The sequence below is a fragment of the Neisseria sp. HMSC073G10 genome, from assembly GCF_001812605.1.
GTDB lineage: Bacteria > Pseudomonadota > Gammaproteobacteria > Burkholderiales > Neisseriaceae > Neisseria > Neisseria subflava_A.
Genome location: NZ_KV809488.1, coordinates 27778 through 42516 on the forward strand (window position 1 = coordinate 27778; position 14739 = coordinate 42516).

Consider the following 14739-nt stretch of genomic DNA (forward strand, 5'->3'; position numbering starts at 1 on the left):
ATGTATTTAATCGATTCACATTGCCATCTCAACTTTGACGGCTTAAAAGACCGCCTGCCCGAAGTCTTTGCCAACATGGAAGCGCAAAGCGTCAAACAGGCGCTTGCCATCAGCGTCAGCAAACAAAGTTTTGCCGAAGTCTTCGACATTGCTCAGGCAAACGACCACATCTACTGCACCATCGGCATACATCCCGACAGCCAAGAAGCAGAAGAATTTACCATTGCCGAAATGGTAGAAGCGGCCAAACATCCCAAAATCGTCGGTATCGGCGAAACCGGTTTGGACTATTACTGGTGCAAAGGCGATTTGTCATGGCAACATCAACGCTTTACCGACCATATCCAAGCCGCCAACGAAAGCGGCCTACCCGTTATCGTCCACACACGCGATGCAGCCGAAGACACATTGCGGATTTTGAAAGAGTGCCACACCAACTCCGGCGTGATTCACTGCTTCTCTGAAGACGTCGCCTTTGCCAAAGCCGCTTTGGATTTGGGCATGTATATCTCCTTCTCCGGCATTGTAACGTTTAAAAATGCACCGCTGATACAGGAAGCCGCCAAATACGTCCCTGCCGATAGAATCTTGGTAGAAACCGATGCGCCCTTCCTCGCGCCGGTTCCCAAGCGCGGCAAACAAAACGAGCCGTCCTACGTCCGCTATACGGCTGAGTTCTTAGCCAATCTGCGCGGCGAGAGCTTGGAAACATTGGCACAAAACACCAGCGACAATTTCTATCGCCTGTTTAAGAAAGTACCCGATGGCCGTCTGAACAATGGCTAGGTCTCAAAGTCTCTAAACATTGGCTCTGCCAACCCGTCATCAGGATTCTGCCTCAAACTCAACGGTAAACTCGAAATGGCTTGAGACAGAAACGCAATCGGCTTGCGCTATCTTCAGAACGGCAAACTTTTGAAGAATGGGAATATTCCCATCAACACAATAAATAAGTTTAAATTCAAAATATTGCTTTCCTAAGCCCAGCAAAGCTCAAGGCCGTCTGAAAGTATTTTCAGACGGCCTCTTGCTTATTTTACCGATAGGATGTAAAACCTATCCTTCGAAATAAACGGTTCATCGAAACCGTACATCAATCGACACAATATGGACACAAACTCCGAAATGCACACCCACCCTAATTTTTACGCTATGCTGACTGCAGCCTGCCAAAAAAACGGTAAAGGCACAGTCATTTTCAACGACAAAGAAAAAATCAGCTATTCCTCCCTCAAACGCGAAGTAGAAACCGTCGCCGCCTATCTGCAACACCAAGGCGTACAATATGGCGACAGGGTTGCCCTTGTCGTTTCCAACTCTCCCGAATTTATTGCCGCCTATTTCGCCATTACCTCTATCGGCGCGGTAGCCGTCCCACTCAACGTCTTTTTGAAAAGCGAAGAATTTTCCTACATCCTCAATGACTGCGGCGCACGCTTTATGTTCGCATCCGCGCCGTTGGCCAAAGAACTCAAAAACATCAAAACCAAAACCAAAGTCAATAAAATCATCTGGATTGGTGAAACCAACGCCGCCAGTGGCGATGACAGCTATTTCGATGCCGCGCGTACATTCCCCGGCAAGCCGAATCTGAGCCGTCAGCCGTCCGTCAACGATTTGGCGCACATTATCTACACCTCCGGCACAACCGGCCACCCCAAAGGCGCATTAATCAGTTACAGCAACCTGTTTTCCAATCTTTCGGGCATCGAACAAATTTTCCAAATTTCGCAAAAAGACCGCTTCGTCGTCTTCTTGCCCATGTTCCACAGCTTTACGCTGACCGCCATGGTTTTACTGCCGATATCTCAAGCCTGCTCGATTATTTTGGTCAAATCCGTCTTCCCGTTCTCCAACGTGTTGAAACAGGTTTTGCTCAAACGCGCTACCATTTTCCTCGGCGTACCGGCTATTTACACCGCCATGAGTAAAGCCAAAATCCCTTGGTATTTCAGATGGTTTAACCGAGTCCGCCTGTTTATCAGCGGCGGCGCACCTTTGGCCGGACAAACCATTGACGATTTCAAAGCCAAATTCCCACGTGCCAAATTGCTGGAAGGCTACGGCTTGAGCGAATGCTCACCCGTCGTGGCCGTCAATACGCCTGAGCGCCAAAAAACTGCCAGCGTCGGCGTCGCCCTGCCCGGCCTGACCGTAAAAGCCGTCGATGACGAATTAATCGAAGTGCCGCGCGGCGAAGTGGGCGAACTCATCATCAAAGGCGGCTCGGTCATGCAAGGCTACCTCAATATGCCTGACGCCACAGATGAAACCATCGTCAACGGTTGGCTGAAAACCGGCGACTTCGTTACCATAGACGAAGACGGCTTCATCTTCATCGTCGACCGCAAAAAAGACCTGATTATCTCCAAAGGCCAAAACGTCTATCCGCGCGAAATCGAAGAAGCCATCTACAAGCTTGAAGCCGTGGAAGCCGCCGCCGTAATCGGCGTGAAAGACCAATACGCCGATGAAGAAATCATTGCCTTTATCCAACTCAAAGAAGGCATGAAACTGGAAGAAGCCGAAGTCCGCAGCCACCTGCGCGGCCTGTTGGCAAACTTTAAAATCCCCAAACAAATCATCTTCCAAGACGAGCTGCCGCGCAATGCCACAGGCAAAGTGTTAAAACGCAAACTCAAAGAACAGTTTCAAGACTAAACCGCTGTTTCAGACGGCCTCTTGATTCATGCAGGCCGTCTGAAAACCTGTCATCAACAAACTTTTCAGACGGCCACGACCATGACTACACCTATACTCGAAATCGAAAACCTAAACGGCTCCTTTCCGAGCAAACAAGTTTTGCACGATATCAACCTTACCCTGCAACCTGGCCGCAAACTGGCATTGGTCGGCGAGAGCGGCAGCGGCAAAACCGTATTGTCGCAAGGCATTATGCGCCTCAATCCGATGGTTACCTTTGAAGGCAGTCTGAAATATTGCGGAACCAATCTGCTGACCCAGCCCGAACGCGCCCTGCAAAAACTGCGCGGCCGCGAAATCGGCATGGTGTTTCAAGAACCCATGACCGCCCTCAACCCCGTCATGCGTGTCGGCGAACAAATCGCCGAAGTCCTGTCCCTGCATTTGGGTTTGGATAAAAAACAGGCATGGGCGCGCGCTATCGAACTCCTGGACGAAACCGGCATCCACCAGCCCGATCAAAAAGCCCAAGCCTACCCTTTCCAACTTTCCGGCGGCCAACGCCAACGCGCCATGATTGCCATGGCCGTATCAGCCCAGCCTAAGCTCCTGATTGCCGACGAACCGACCACTGCTTTGGACGTTGCCGTTCAAGCCCAAATTCTCGACCTGCTCTCACGCCTGCAGGAAGACCACGGCATGACCATGCTCTACATTACGCACGACTTGAACCTTGTACGCCGTTTTGCCGATGATGTCGCCGTTATGCGTAACGGCCGTATTCTCGAAACCGGCAAAGCAAACGAAGTCTTCGCCAATCCGCAGCACGAATACACCAAAATGCTGCTCAACGCTGGCACAATGCGCAAAGTGGCTCCTTTACCTGCAAACCCAGCCACCGTACTCAAGGCCGAACAAATCGCCTTTTCCATCAAAGAATCAGACGGCTGGTTTAAAAAACGCGATAAAACCATTCTCAACCCCATTTCTTTCGATCTCAAATCGGGGGAGACATTGGGCATCATTGGCGAAAGCGGTTGCGGCAAAACCACGCTGGCGAAAGCCGTTATGCACCTTATCGATTCCGAAGGCAGCCTGATTGTCAACGGCGAGCCATGGAAACGCGAATTGAGACGCGAAATCCAAATGGTGTTCCAAGACCCGTTCGGCGCATTCAATCCGCGCATGAACGTCTTCGATACCGTTTCAGAGGCCTTACGCGTACACGAACCTGAAATGCCGCGCGAAGAAATGCGCCGCCGCGTCGAGGAAGTCCTCAAACAAGTCGGTCTGCCCGAAGACGCACTCGAACGCTATCCGCACGCATTCTCCGGCGGCCAGCGCCAACGCCTCGCCATCGCCCGCGCCATCATTGTCCGTCCGAAAATCCTCGTATTAGATGAACCAACCAGCGCGCTTGATGTCCAATGGCAACAACAAATCCTTGAATTGCTCAGCGGCCTGCAAAAAGAATACGGCCTCGCCTTCATCATCATCAGCCACGACCTCGCCGTGATCCGCGCCATTTCCCACCGCGTGATGGTGTTGAAAGACGGCAAAATCGTTGAAGAAGGCGAATGTGAAAACGTGTTTGCCAATCCAAGCAGCGACTACACACGCCATTTGATTGCCCACTCCGGCCACATGGTTCAAGAGGCCGTCTGAATCTTTAAAGATTACGATAGACGCATTTCAAAAAAACTATTACCGGGTGGCGGCACTTGAAATTTTCCCTGTCTGCCACTATTCTGAACAACATATTTATCGATCCCCATTTAAAAGGAAACAAACATGAGCAGCGAATTGATTATCCACGCCAGCGATGCCAGCTTCGAACAAGACGTTTTGAAATCCGACGTACCTGTATTGCTGGACTTTTGGGCACCATGGTGCGGCCCTTGCAAAATGATTGCCCCAATCTTGGACGACATCGCATCCGAATTCCAAGGCCGTCTGAAAGTCGTTAAAATCAACATCGACGACAATGAAGCCACTCCTGCCAAATTTGGCGTTCGCGGCATCCCTACCCTGATGGTGTTCAAAAACGGCGAAAACGTTGCCACTAAAGTCGGCGCATTGGCTAAAGGTCAACTGACTGCATTCGTTGAAGCTTCTATCGCTTAAGGCTTTAAGTATATAAAAAGGCCGTCTGAAAATTGTTTTCAGACGGCCTTTTTTGTATTCATTAAGCAGCCAATGGTTTCAAAGTCAGGCTGATATTTTCAGCTTTCACTTTAAACAGCAAATCAATATTCGGATGTTTGCCCGGATTGGCTTCGGCATCGGCAACATGCTCGGCAAACCATGCCAAGCCGCGTTCTGCCGCCGCTGCGTCCAACTTGCCGTCAAACTCTTGCGCCAAAGCATGGTAAAGCTTGAGCGAGCCTTGTTTGCCGGGTGCATTGGGAATGTGATGAACCACATTGCCCTCTTTATCGAGAATATCCAAGCCGCTCAAATGATCGATGGCAGGCATGGTGGCCAGATTATCTTGGAAGCTCATGATTGTCCTTTCTGATGTGGGTTTTAAAGCAAACCATATAACAAGGCCGTCTGAAAGTTTAGGTTTGACACTTTTCAGACGGCCTTAAACATTTCAATTAACGTGTACCGAAAATCTTATCGCCGGCATCGCCCAAGCCTGGGATGATGTAGCCGTGTTCATTCAAGTGGCTGTCGAGTGCGGCAGTGTAGATGGTTACATCAGGATGCGCATCATTGACGGCTTTCACGCCTTCCGGAGCGGCAACCAATACCAATGCTTTGATATTGCTGCAACCTTTGGCTTTCAGCAAGTCGATGGTCGCAACCATAGAGCCGCCGGTCGCCAACATCGGGTCGATAATCAGGGCAGGACGCTCGGCCATGCTGTCAACGAATTTCTCAAAGTAAGAAACCGGTTTCAGCGTTTCTTCATCGCGCTGCAAGCCGACAACGCTGATTTTAGCGGTAGGAATCAGGTCGAGTACACCGTCGAGCATGCCCAAACCGGCTCGCAAAATAGGGACAACGGTCAAGGTTTTGCCTTTGATACGGTCGCCTTCGATAGAGCCACACCAACCGTCGATGATGTATTTTTCGGTTTCGAAGTCGCGGCTGGCTTCGTATGCCATCAGGCGTGCCAGCTCGGTAGTGAGCGTGCGGAATTTGTAGGTGCTGCATTCTGCCTCGCGCATCAAAGTCAGTTTATGGCGGACGAGGGGATGATTGATGACGGTAACGTTCATTTTCTGTATTTCCGAGTTTCGTTGACGGAGTGAATTATACTTTTTTTCACGAATAGCGGAAAGGGTATGTTTCGTGCGAAAGGCCGTCTGAATCAGGGTTTCAGACGGCCTTTGTCAACAATTTTACATTACGGAATATTGTGGATAATTAAGCTTTCAGCAATTCTTGCAGTTCGCCGGCTTCGTACATTTCCATCAAAATGTCAGAACCGCCGACAAATTCGCCGTTGACGTACAGTTGAGGAATAGTCGGCCAGTCGCTGTATTCTTTAATGCCTTGGCGTACGGCATCGTTTTCCAATACGTTGACAGTCACATAGTCGGTGCAACCTGCCGCATTCAGGATTTGTACGGCACGGGAAGAGAAACCGCATTGTGGGAACTGCTTCGTACCTTTCATGAACAATACGACGCGGTGGGTGGTTACGACTTCTTTGATTTGATCGTGGATAGAGGACATGTGTGTTCCTTTTACTAAATCGGTTGTTCGGGGAAAATCAAATTTCCCGCCATTATACGCAAATTGATGAAGTTGAGGGGCATTTATCAACGTCGGATCTGACCGTTGCCGTTGATGTAGAACTTGGTCGAAGTCAACGCTTCCAAACCCATCGGGCCGCGGGCGTGCATTTTTTGGGTGGAAATCCCGATTTCCGCGCCCAATCCGAAAACAAAGCCGTCGGTGAACCGAGTGGACGCATTGACATAAACCGCCGCCGCATCAATGCTTTCTTGGAAAAACTCGGCATGGGCAATGCTTTGGGTCACAATCGCTTCCGAGTGATGCGTCGTATGGCCGTTAATCCAATCGACGGCTTCTTCCACTGTTTTCACTATTTTGACCGACATAATATAGTCAAGAAACTCGGTGCTGTAATCTTCCTCGGTTGCCAAGATAGCATTTTTAAACATACGTAATGCTTCCTGATCGGCTCTAAATTCGACCGGATGTACTTTGGCAACGGCTTCTTCCAGTTTGGGCAAAAACGCTTCCGCTATCTTTTCGTGGACAACCAAAGACTCCGCGGTATTGCACACGCTCGGACGCTGCGTTTTCGCGTTCACGACGATATCGACCGCCATCTCCAAATCGGCACTGTCGTCCACATAAATATGGCAATTACCGACCCCGGTTTCAATGACGGGAACTTTCGATTTCTCTTTCACCGTCTGAATCAAGCGCGCGCCGCCGCGCGGAATCAGTACATCAATATAATCGACTGCCTGCATCAATTCCTCGGCAGCAGCATGACTGGTATCTTCGACCAGCTGCACCACATCGGCATCCATCCCCGCTTTTACCAAAGTCTGCCTGATGACGGCAATCAATGCGGTATTGGAATGGATGGCATCGCGACCGCCGCGCAAAATAATGGCATTGCCGGTTTTAAAGGCCAGAGAGAACGCATCGACCGAAACATTCGGGCGGCTTTCAAAAATCATGGCAACCACGCCCAAAGGCACGCGTTTTTGAATAATTTTCAAACCGTCCAGATTGGTATAGCCGCGGACAACCTGCCCAATCGGGTCCTGTAAATCGGCAACCTGCCCAACGCCTTCCGCAATGCCTTTGATGCGTTCATGATTCAAGCGCAGCCTGTCGAGCATAATGTCCGAAATGCCGTTTTCTTTTGCAGCGGCCAAATCGCGGGCATTTTCCGCCAAAATTATCTCAGCCTGTTCAACCAACGCCGTTGCGACCTGACGCAGCAGATTGTTTTTTTCTACGCTTCCCAAGCTGATTAACGTTTTACTGGCTTTTTGGGCATTCTTGCCCAACTGTTCGATATAGCTCATCAAACCTCCCTATTTCTCTTGTGCAAACCAAGTTCCGATAGGCGCGCCATCTAAAACCTGAAGAATATCGCGCGGATTAGCGCTGTTCATCAACACCATCTGGCCGTGATGTTCAAACATCATCTGCGCGCTCTTAATCTTACTGAGCATGCCGCCCGTACCAAACTTACTGCCCGAGCCGCCGGCAGAAGCAATAATTTCTTCGGTAATATCTGCAACATGGCTGCGCAGCTTGGCATCGGCGTGAACGGCCGGATTTTTATCAAACAAACCGTCGATATCGGACAACATAATCAGCAAATCGGCTTTAACGATTTTCGCCACGACTGCCGACAAACGGTCGTTATCGCCAAATTTGGTCGCATGGTCCATCTCGTCCACGCTGACCGCGTCGTTCTCATTGACAATAGGGATGACGCCGATGGAAAGCAGGGATTCAAAAGCATTGGTAACGTTTGCCAAACTTTCCGGATATTCGACCACATCACGCGTCAGCAGGATTTGCGATACAGTCATCCGATAATGGGAAAAAATCTGCGAGTAAAGGCTCATCATGGCCACTTGGCCGACGCTGGAAACAGCCTGTTGCTGCGCCATTTCCGCCGGACGTTTTTCCATGTTGAGGACATTCAGCCCGAAGCCCATCGCGCCGGAAGACACCAGCACAATTTCTTTGCCCTTACTGACCAAACTGGAAATGACAAAGGCCAGTTGGTCGATTTTTGCCAAATTGATTTTGCCGTTTGGCAACACCAAAGAACTGGTTCCGATCTTAATGACAATGCGTTTTACTGCTTCAAAATCTCGTTTCATTATTCTCCTCTGCTTTCTATTTTTATGATTGCACGCGGCATTATTTCAGCCAAGCTAATCCACATCATAACTGCGAAGCAATAGAAAATACAGACAAAATTAAAAATGCTCCCTTTAAAAGCCGTATTTTCAGCTCTTATCCGAATCCGTTAACAACAAAACAAAAGGCCGTCTGAAACCCTATTTCAGGTTTCAGACGGCCTTTTACCGATTGTTGAGAATCCGGCCTGCCACGAAAAATACAGGCCGTTCCCTACAAACGCTTATTGGTGTTCAGAAATAATTTTCAGCATTTGCGCCAATACTTTAGGATTGGCCGCAACGATGTCGCCGCTTTCCAACCAGCCTTCATTACCGGACATATCGGTAACGATACCGCCTGCTTCTTGGACAATCAATGCACCGGCGGCAATATCCCAAGGTTTGAGGTTGAACTCGAAGAAACCGTCCAAACGGCCGGCAGCAACGGCACACAAATCCAAAGAAGCCGCGCCTTCACGACGGCCGCCGGCGGTTTTTGCCAAGAAATCTTTCAAAATCGCCAGATATTTGTCCATCATGCTTTGATCGACAACAGGGAAGCCGGTACCGATCAGGCAGCGGTTCAATTCGATGCGGTTGGAAACGCGAATGCGGCGGTCGTTGAGCAACGCGCCTTTGCCGCGGGAAGCCATGTATACGTCGTTGCGCTCAGGTGCGTACACCAAAGCTTCTTGCAACACGCCTTTGTGCAGGAGTGCCATAGAGATGGCGTATTGAGGATGGCCGTGGAGGAAGTTGGTTGTGCCGTCGAGCGGGTCGATAATCCATTCGTACTCGGCGGTGGCTTTACCGTGGGAGCCGCCTTCTTCGCAAGTGATTTTGTGATGCGGATAGGCTTCTTTAAGCGCCTCCACCAAAATCATCTCGGAGCTGCGGTCAACATCGGAAACGAAGTCGTTGAATGCTTTGCTGTCTACTTTGACGGCATCCAGATTGCCGGCGGCGCGAATCATCATTTGCCCTGCTTTACGGGCGGCTTTGAAAGCGGTATTTAAAAACGGATTCATGGTTTTCTTTCTAATTCAGGTAAAATACGCCCTAATGCGCCGAACATGGCACACAAGAGGCTGTTAATCGTTTCCGATGCTGTTAAAGAACATTTCAGACGGCATGGAAAAAGGCCGTCTGAAAACAAAAAGATGGCGCATTATACCTGATTCCCGTACAAACAGAAAACAAAACATGACTTCCGAAAAACCTGCCCTGCCCGTTTATCTGGACAACATCCGCATCATCCTCACGCGCACCAGCCATCCCGCCAATATCGGCTCCGCCGCGCGCGCCATGAAAACAATGGGCCTGCACAAACTGACCATCGTTGCCCCCAATCTGATGGCAACGCCGATGACGGAAAATCCGCCCGTATTTAATCCGGAGCATCCGCAATCGTTTAAATTACCGGAAGAAAGTTTCATCCTCGCTTCCGGCGCGGCAGACGTTTTGGAAAATGCCACCATTGCCGCCTCTTTGGACGAAGCCCTTGCCGACACTACCATCGCCTGCGCCTTGACCAGCCGCCGCCGCGAAATCACCGCCCCGCTGCAAACGCCGCGCAATTTGGTACCCGAATTACTGCAGGCCGCCAACCGAGGCGAGAAAGTGGCACTGGTTTTCGGCAACGAGACTTTCGGCTTGAGCATCGAAGAAGTCCAAGCCTGCAACCGACTGATGACCATCAACGGCAATCCCGACTATTTCTCACTCAACCTCGCCCAAGCCGTTCAGGTCGTGTGCTACGAAATCTTCAGCCAAACCGATTCGCCCATGACCCACCTGCAACAGGAAGACCACGCCGCGACCCACGAACAAATCAAAGGCATGGTCGCCCACATGGAAAGCGTGATGAACGACATCGGCTTTTTCAACCGCCGCAACGGCGAACGCCTGATGCGCCGTATGCAGAGCCTGTTCGGACGCGCCAACACGCAAACCGAAGACATCGATATCCTGCGCGGTTTTTTCAATACCGTCAGCCACCGTATCCATAAAAAAGACTGATTAAGGCCGTCTGAAAACGTTTCCAGCTTTTCAGACGGCATGACTGATATTCGGATAAGCATGAATTACGCCCTAGACGCATTATGGTGGAAACTCACCAGCCAACCCGTCCGCGACCTCGCCTCGCTGCTGACTGCGCCGCCTTTGTGGCAAAGCGGTTGCGAATTAAGCGTGCGCGAATTATTGGGGGAACACGGTTTCCGTTACCTTTTGGCATTGGATGCCGATCCCGCGCCGCTAACGGATTACCTTGCCCAACGCGCCCCATTCGGACACCGTCTCGGCATTTATGCCGAAGAGCTGCTGGCTTTCTGGTTTGCCAACGCGTCGCATGCCAAACTGCACGCATACAATCTGCCCGTTTTTTCAGACGGCCAAACCTTAGGCGCTGCGGATTTCGTCGTTTCCCTCAACCAACAGCCCTACCATATCGAGCTGGCGTGTAAATACTACGGCGGAGACCAAGTGCAGAACCTGCGCGGCCTCAATCCTAAAGACACGCTGACGGACAAAGCCGCCAAACTTGTACAGCAATCCCAGCTGCTGCATACGCCGCAAGGCAAAGCAACCTTAACTACACAAGGTCTGCCGGAAAATCTGCTCCCTGCTTCCATCGTGCGCGGCATTGGATTTTTTCCACGAGGTTTCCATGCTTTTGAGCCGCCACTTAATCCATACGGCTGGCGCGGCATCTATATTCAAGATTGGGCGGAATACGGGTTTGAACGCCAAGAAGCCCGCTACCACCTGCTCGACCGCATGGCCTACCTCGCGCCTGCGCGTGTCGCCGAAACCGAAACATTAAACGAAACCGAAATCCGCCATATCGACCAAGGCTTGATTGCCGTTTTGGAATTACGGCCGGACGGCTTTTGGCACGAAATCGAACGCATCATGAAGGCCGTCTGAAACCATTTACTAACTTTAAGAGAACCCATTACATTATGAACGCCGCACAACTTGACCATACCGCCAAAGTTTTGGCTGAAATGCTGACTTTCAAACAGCCTTCCGATGCCGTCCTTTCCGCCTATTTCCGCGAACACGAAAAGCTCGGCCGCCAAGACCGCCACGAAATCGCCGAAACCGCCTTTGCCGCGCTGCGCCACTATCAAAAAATCAGCACTGTCCTGCGCCGTCCGCACGCGCAGCCGCGCAAAGCCGTACTCGCCGCACTGGTTCTCGGCAGAAGCACCAACATCAGCCAAATCAAAGACTTGCTTGATGAAGAAGAAACAGCGTTCCTCGGCAATTTGAAAGCCCGTAAAACTGAGTTTTCAGACGGCCTGAATACGGCCGCAGAATTGCCGCAATGGCTGGTGGAACAACTGCAACAGCATTGGAGCAAAGAAGAAATCCTCGCCTTCGGCCGCAGCATCAACCAACCTGCCCCGCTCGACATCCGCGTCAATACCTTGAAAGGCAAACGAGATAAAGTGCTGCCATTATTGCAAGCCGAAAGTGCCGATGCGGAGGCAACGCCTTATTCTCCTTGGGGCATCCGCCTGAAAAACAAAATCGCGCTTAACAAACACGAACTGTTTTTGGACGGCACGCTGGAAGTCCAAGACGAAGGCAGCCAGCTGCTTGCCTTATTGGTGGGCGCAAAACGCGGCGAAATCATTGTCGATTTCTGTGCCGGCGCCGGCGGTAAAACCTTGGCTGTCGGTGCGCAAATGGCCAATAAAGGCAGAATCTACGCCTTCGACATCGCCGAAAAACGCCTTGCCAACCTCAAACCGCGCATGACCCGCGCCGGACTGACCAACATCCACCCCGAACGCATCAGCAGCGAACACGATACCCGTATCGCCCGACTAACAGGCAAAGCAGACCGTGTGTTGGTGGACGCGCCCTGCTCCGGTTTGGGTACTTTACGCCGCAATCCCGACCTTAAATACCGCCAATCCGCAGAGACCGTGGCCAACCTTTTGGAACAGCAACACAGCATCCTCGATGCCGCCTCCAAACTGGTAAAACCGCAAGGCCGTTTGGTTTACGCCACCTGCAGCGTGTTGCCGGAAGAAAACGAGCTGCAAGTCGAACGTTTCCTGTCCGAGCATCTCGAGTTTGAACTCGTTAACGGCGCCGAACTGCTGCAAAGCCTGAAGATCGATTTGGATACCGGAAAATACCTGCGCCTCAACTCTGGAGAACACCAAACCGACGGCTTCTTTGCCGCTGTATTGCAACGTAAGGATTAAGGTTGAAAAAGGCCGTCTGAAATCCTTTCAGACGGCCTTTTTGATAGATTTTTTACATTAAAATCATTAGAAACGATAGTCGCGCTCTGCAATAATATACTTTAAGGCATGTATCTCGACCTTTTATCAGAATATTGTGAAAAGCTGGAAAAAATGCTCTATGCTTTGTAAATGTATGTGTTCTCGTTCAAAATTCGCCCGGTCATGCCTCAGGCGATACCCGATACGGACAACGATAATATATAAATCATTTGGTTAAAAATCATGTCGCATATTTATTCTTCCCCCACAAAGCCCCGTTTATTGTCATCGGCCGTTGCCGTCGCCTGCTGTCTGCTGCCGTTTCAGACGGCCTATGCATACAGCCTGCAAGACATCCTCAGGGACGCTTTAATCAGCGATCCGATTGTGCGTGAAGCCAAAGCCACTCAAGAAGCTGCGCAAAGCACGACCAAAGCCACGCGTGCGCGCCATTATCCTGTCGTTACCCTGACCGGCACGAAAGTGCTGGCGCAACACAATAAATACAACAGCAACGACATGGATGACGGTATCGGCGTGCGCGGCAGCGTAAACATCTACTCATGGGGTGCAATTGAAGCCGCCGTCCGCCGCGACCGCAGCCGCGAAGAATACTATCAACACAAATACACCGAAAGCCAAGAGCAGCTGGGCAGCGATATCGGCCGCCTCTACCTGAGCGCATTGCGTGCAAAAGAAACCCTGATCCTCAACGAACAGACTTTGGCGCGCCATAACGCCCTCATAAAAACCCTGACCACAATCGTCAAACAGGATGCCGGTCGCAACTTTGAACTGATTGAAGCGCGCGCGCGCCAGCTGCAAGTAGCCAACATTATTGCCCAACAACGCCGCACCATGGATTTGGCTCTGAGCCGCCTGTCCCGCTATACCTCGCGCCAGCTGACTGCCAACGATTTGGAAGATCCGTTTAAAAACGACACGGCGAAATCCATCAGCGAACGCTACAACAACCCCAACCGCAACAACAATCCGTCCTATCAGGCGCAATTGGCCGAGCGCGACAGCGTCCGTGCCGATTTGGATGCCTCTAAAGCCGAACGCCTGCCTGCCCTCAATTTGGAAGGCAGTGCAACGCGCAACACCAGACAGCTTTATTTAAACGTTGCATGGAATGTGCTGGATATTGCCGCACGACACAATGTAGAGCGCAATGCCAAATCATTGATTGCCGCAGAAGCCAAGTCCGAACAAATCCTGCGCGACATGAACGAACGCGTTCAAACATCGGCCATCGATATGCAGGAAAGCGAACAGCGTACCGCGCTGACGGCGCAACACATCGCCGCCCAAAAAGAAGTCATCAAAGTGTACGAATTGCAGTTTAAAATCGCCCGACGTACGCTGACCGACGTTTTGAGCGCATACAGCGAGTTATCCTCCATCGAACAGGATTACGTTGCCGCACGCAACGATTTCCGCGATGCGGCGCTCGACTATTTAAATACCCAGGCCAAAATCTCCGCTTGGGTCGGTTTGGCGCAAAAATAAAGCCATATCCGCCGGTTAAACCAAAAACATTACGCGAAAAAATATGAAAGCCATCATTGAACATATCGTTTTAGTGACCCGCCTTTTGGGTGCACCCGTATCCGAAGCCGCTTTGTCCGCCGAAGTCGTGCGCGATAAAAAGCTCAAGGTCAACTATCACTCGCTGGTCGAAGTCCTGCGCAGCCACGGCTTTGAAAACACCTTATCCAAACGCAATCTGGAAGACATCCCCTCGCTCGCCGTGCCGGTCATGATTATCCTGCACAACGAAGAGGCCGCGGTCATCACCCAAATCGAAGGTTCCGGCCAAGAGCGCAAATACCATATCCGCCAAGTCGACGGTTTGGAACAAGAACTCAGCCACGAGCAGCTCTCCGGCCTGTATTTGGGCTACTGCTGGTTTATCAAACCCAAAATGGCTACCGATATGCGCTCGGAGCTGCCTGAATACCATTTGCCCAAAGCATGGTTTTGGAAAGTCA

Annotated in this window: 14 protein-coding genes and 1 pseudogene; 9 read left to right on the top strand and 6 right to left on the bottom strand. The window is 51.0% G+C overall.

Going from position 1 to position 14739, the window contains the following annotated elements:
- The 4 genes from HMPREF2865_RS00750 to trxA all read left to right on the top strand — a co-directional run bounded on the left by HMPREF2865_RS00750 (position 1) and on the right by trxA (position 4767).
- Positions 1-786 carry a TatD family hydrolase gene (locus tag HMPREF2865_RS00750; RefSeq protein ID WP_070644958.1) on the top strand — a complete coding sequence of 262 codons (786 nt, stop codon included), beginning with the start codon at positions 1-3 and terminating at the stop codon, positions 784-786.
- 321 nt (positions 787-1107) lie between these two features.
- The gene (locus HMPREF2865_RS00755; protein WP_070644961.1) at positions 1108-2661 is read left to right on the top strand and encodes a fatty acid--CoA ligase; all 1554 of its coding nucleotides are present in this window, start codon (positions 1108-1110) and stop codon (positions 2659-2661) included.
- Positions 2662-2742: 81 nt separating this feature from the next.
- Entirely contained in the window at positions 2743-4308 is a 1566-nt protein-coding gene (locus HMPREF2865_RS00760; protein ID WP_070644963.1) for an ABC transporter ATP-binding protein, read from the top strand.
- Between the two features lie 126 nt (positions 4309-4434).
- Positions 4435-4767 carry a thioredoxin TrxA gene (gene trxA, locus HMPREF2865_RS00765; protein WP_003681479.1) on the top strand — a complete coding sequence of 111 codons (333 nt, stop codon included), beginning with the start codon at positions 4435-4437 and terminating at the stop codon, positions 4765-4767.
- Positions 4768-4828: 61 nt separating this feature from the next.
- Here the strand turns inward: trxA and HMPREF2865_RS00770 are convergent, their stop codons facing one another.
- The 6 genes from HMPREF2865_RS00770 to HMPREF2865_RS00795 form a co-directional block, all read right to left on the bottom strand.
- On the bottom strand, positions 4829-5146 hold the full coding sequence (locus tag HMPREF2865_RS00770) for a DUF2322 family protein (RefSeq protein WP_070633452.1): 318 nt from the start codon (positions 5144-5146) through the stop codon (positions 4829-4831).
- 97 nt (positions 5147-5243) lie between these two features.
- Positions 5244-5870: a uracil phosphoribosyltransferase gene (upp, locus tag HMPREF2865_RS00775; RefSeq protein ID WP_039864255.1), complete on the bottom strand. Its 627-nt coding sequence runs from the start codon at positions 5868-5870 to the stop codon at positions 5244-5246.
- A gap of 148 nt (positions 5871-6018) precedes the next feature.
- Positions 6019-6330, bottom strand: a complete 312-nt coding sequence (grxD, locus tag HMPREF2865_RS00780) for a Grx4 family monothiol glutaredoxin (RefSeq protein ID WP_003681608.1) — start codon at positions 6328-6330, stop codon at positions 6019-6021.
- An 86-nt stretch (positions 6331-6416) separates the two neighbouring features.
- A complete protein-coding gene (locus HMPREF2865_RS00785; RefSeq protein WP_070644965.1) occupies positions 6417-7667 on the bottom strand; it encodes a glutamate-5-semialdehyde dehydrogenase in 1251 nt (416 codons plus the stop codon).
- A gap of 9 nt (positions 7668-7676) precedes the next feature.
- Positions 7677-8480, bottom strand: a complete 804-nt coding sequence (gene proB / locus HMPREF2865_RS00790; protein ID WP_003683195.1) for a glutamate 5-kinase — start codon at positions 8478-8480, stop codon at positions 7677-7679.
- A gap of 263 nt (positions 8481-8743) precedes the next feature.
- Positions 8744-9529, bottom strand: a complete 786-nt coding sequence (locus tag HMPREF2865_RS00795) for an inositol monophosphatase family protein (RefSeq protein WP_070461469.1) — start codon at positions 9527-9529, stop codon at positions 8744-8746.
- A gap of 175 nt (positions 9530-9704) precedes the next feature.
- Between HMPREF2865_RS00795 and HMPREF2865_RS00800 the strand changes: the two genes are divergently transcribed.
- From HMPREF2865_RS00800 to HMPREF2865_RS00820, 5 genes and pseudogenes are all read left to right on the top strand, one after another.
- A complete protein-coding gene (locus tag HMPREF2865_RS00800; RefSeq protein ID WP_070645178.1) occupies positions 9705-10520 on the top strand; it encodes an RNA methyltransferase in 816 nt (271 codons plus the stop codon).
- Between the two features lie 39 nt (positions 10521-10559).
- Positions 10560-11429 (top strand): DUF1853 family protein, encoded by an 870-nt coding sequence (locus HMPREF2865_RS00805; RefSeq protein WP_070644967.1) that lies wholly within the window; start codon positions 10560-10562, stop codon positions 11427-11429.
- Positions 11430-11464: 35 nt separating this feature from the next.
- Positions 11465-12724 carry an RsmB/NOP family class I SAM-dependent RNA methyltransferase gene (locus tag HMPREF2865_RS00810; RefSeq protein WP_070644970.1) on the top strand — a complete coding sequence of 420 codons (1260 nt, stop codon included), beginning with the start codon at positions 11465-11467 and terminating at the stop codon, positions 12722-12724.
- A gap of 303 nt (positions 12725-13027) precedes the next feature.
- Complete coding sequence (locus HMPREF2865_RS00815; protein ID WP_070645181.1) at positions 13028-14257, top strand: TolC family protein; 1230 nt, start codon at positions 13028-13030, stop codon at positions 14255-14257.
- A gap of 43 nt (positions 14258-14300) precedes the next feature.
- Positions 14301-14739 (top strand): annotated as a pseudogene (locus tag HMPREF2865_RS00820) (type I secretion system permease/ATPase); the annotation flags it as partial.

Bases quoted from the DNA above. Each gene is read 5' to 3' on its own strand.
- HMPREF2865_RS00750 (WP_070644958.1), top strand. From the start codon at position 1: ATGTATTTAATCGATTCACATTGCCATCTCAACTTTGACGGCTTAAAA.
- HMPREF2865_RS00755 (WP_070644961.1), top strand. From the start codon at position 1,108: ATGGACACAAACTCCGAAATGCACACCCACCCTAATTTTTACGCTATG.
- HMPREF2865_RS00760 (WP_070644963.1), top strand. From the start codon at position 2,743: ATGACTACACCTATACTCGAAATCGAAAACCTAAACGGCTCCTTTCCG.
- trxA (WP_003681479.1), top strand. From the start codon at position 4,435: ATGAGCAGCGAATTGATTATCCACGCCAGCGATGCCAGCTTCGAACAA.
- HMPREF2865_RS00770 (WP_070633452.1), bottom strand. From the start codon at position 5,146: ATGAGCTTCCAAGATAATCTGGCCACCATGCCTGCCATCGATCATTTG.
- upp (WP_039864255.1), bottom strand. From the start codon at position 5,870: ATGAACGTTACCGTCATCAATCATCCCCTCGTCCGCCATAAACTGACT.
- grxD (WP_003681608.1), bottom strand. From the start codon at position 6,330: ATGTCCTCTATCCACGATCAAATCAAAGAAGTCGTAACCACCCACCGC.
- HMPREF2865_RS00785 (WP_070644965.1), bottom strand. From the start codon at position 7,667: ATGAGCTATATCGAACAGTTGGGCAAGAATGCCCAAAAAGCCAGTAAA.
- proB (WP_003683195.1), bottom strand. From the start codon at position 8,480: ATGAAACGAGATTTTGAAGCAGTAAAACGCATTGTCATTAAGATCGGA.
- HMPREF2865_RS00795 (WP_070461469.1), bottom strand. From the start codon at position 9,529: ATGAATCCGTTTTTAAATACCGCTTTCAAAGCCGCCCGTAAAGCAGGG.
- HMPREF2865_RS00800 (WP_070645178.1), top strand. From the start codon at position 9,705: ATGACTTCCGAAAAACCTGCCCTGCCCGTTTATCTGGACAACATCCGC.
- HMPREF2865_RS00805 (WP_070644967.1), top strand. From the start codon at position 10,560: ATGACTGATATTCGGATAAGCATGAATTACGCCCTAGACGCATTATGG.
- HMPREF2865_RS00810 (WP_070644970.1), top strand. From the start codon at position 11,465: ATGAACGCCGCACAACTTGACCATACCGCCAAAGTTTTGGCTGAAATG.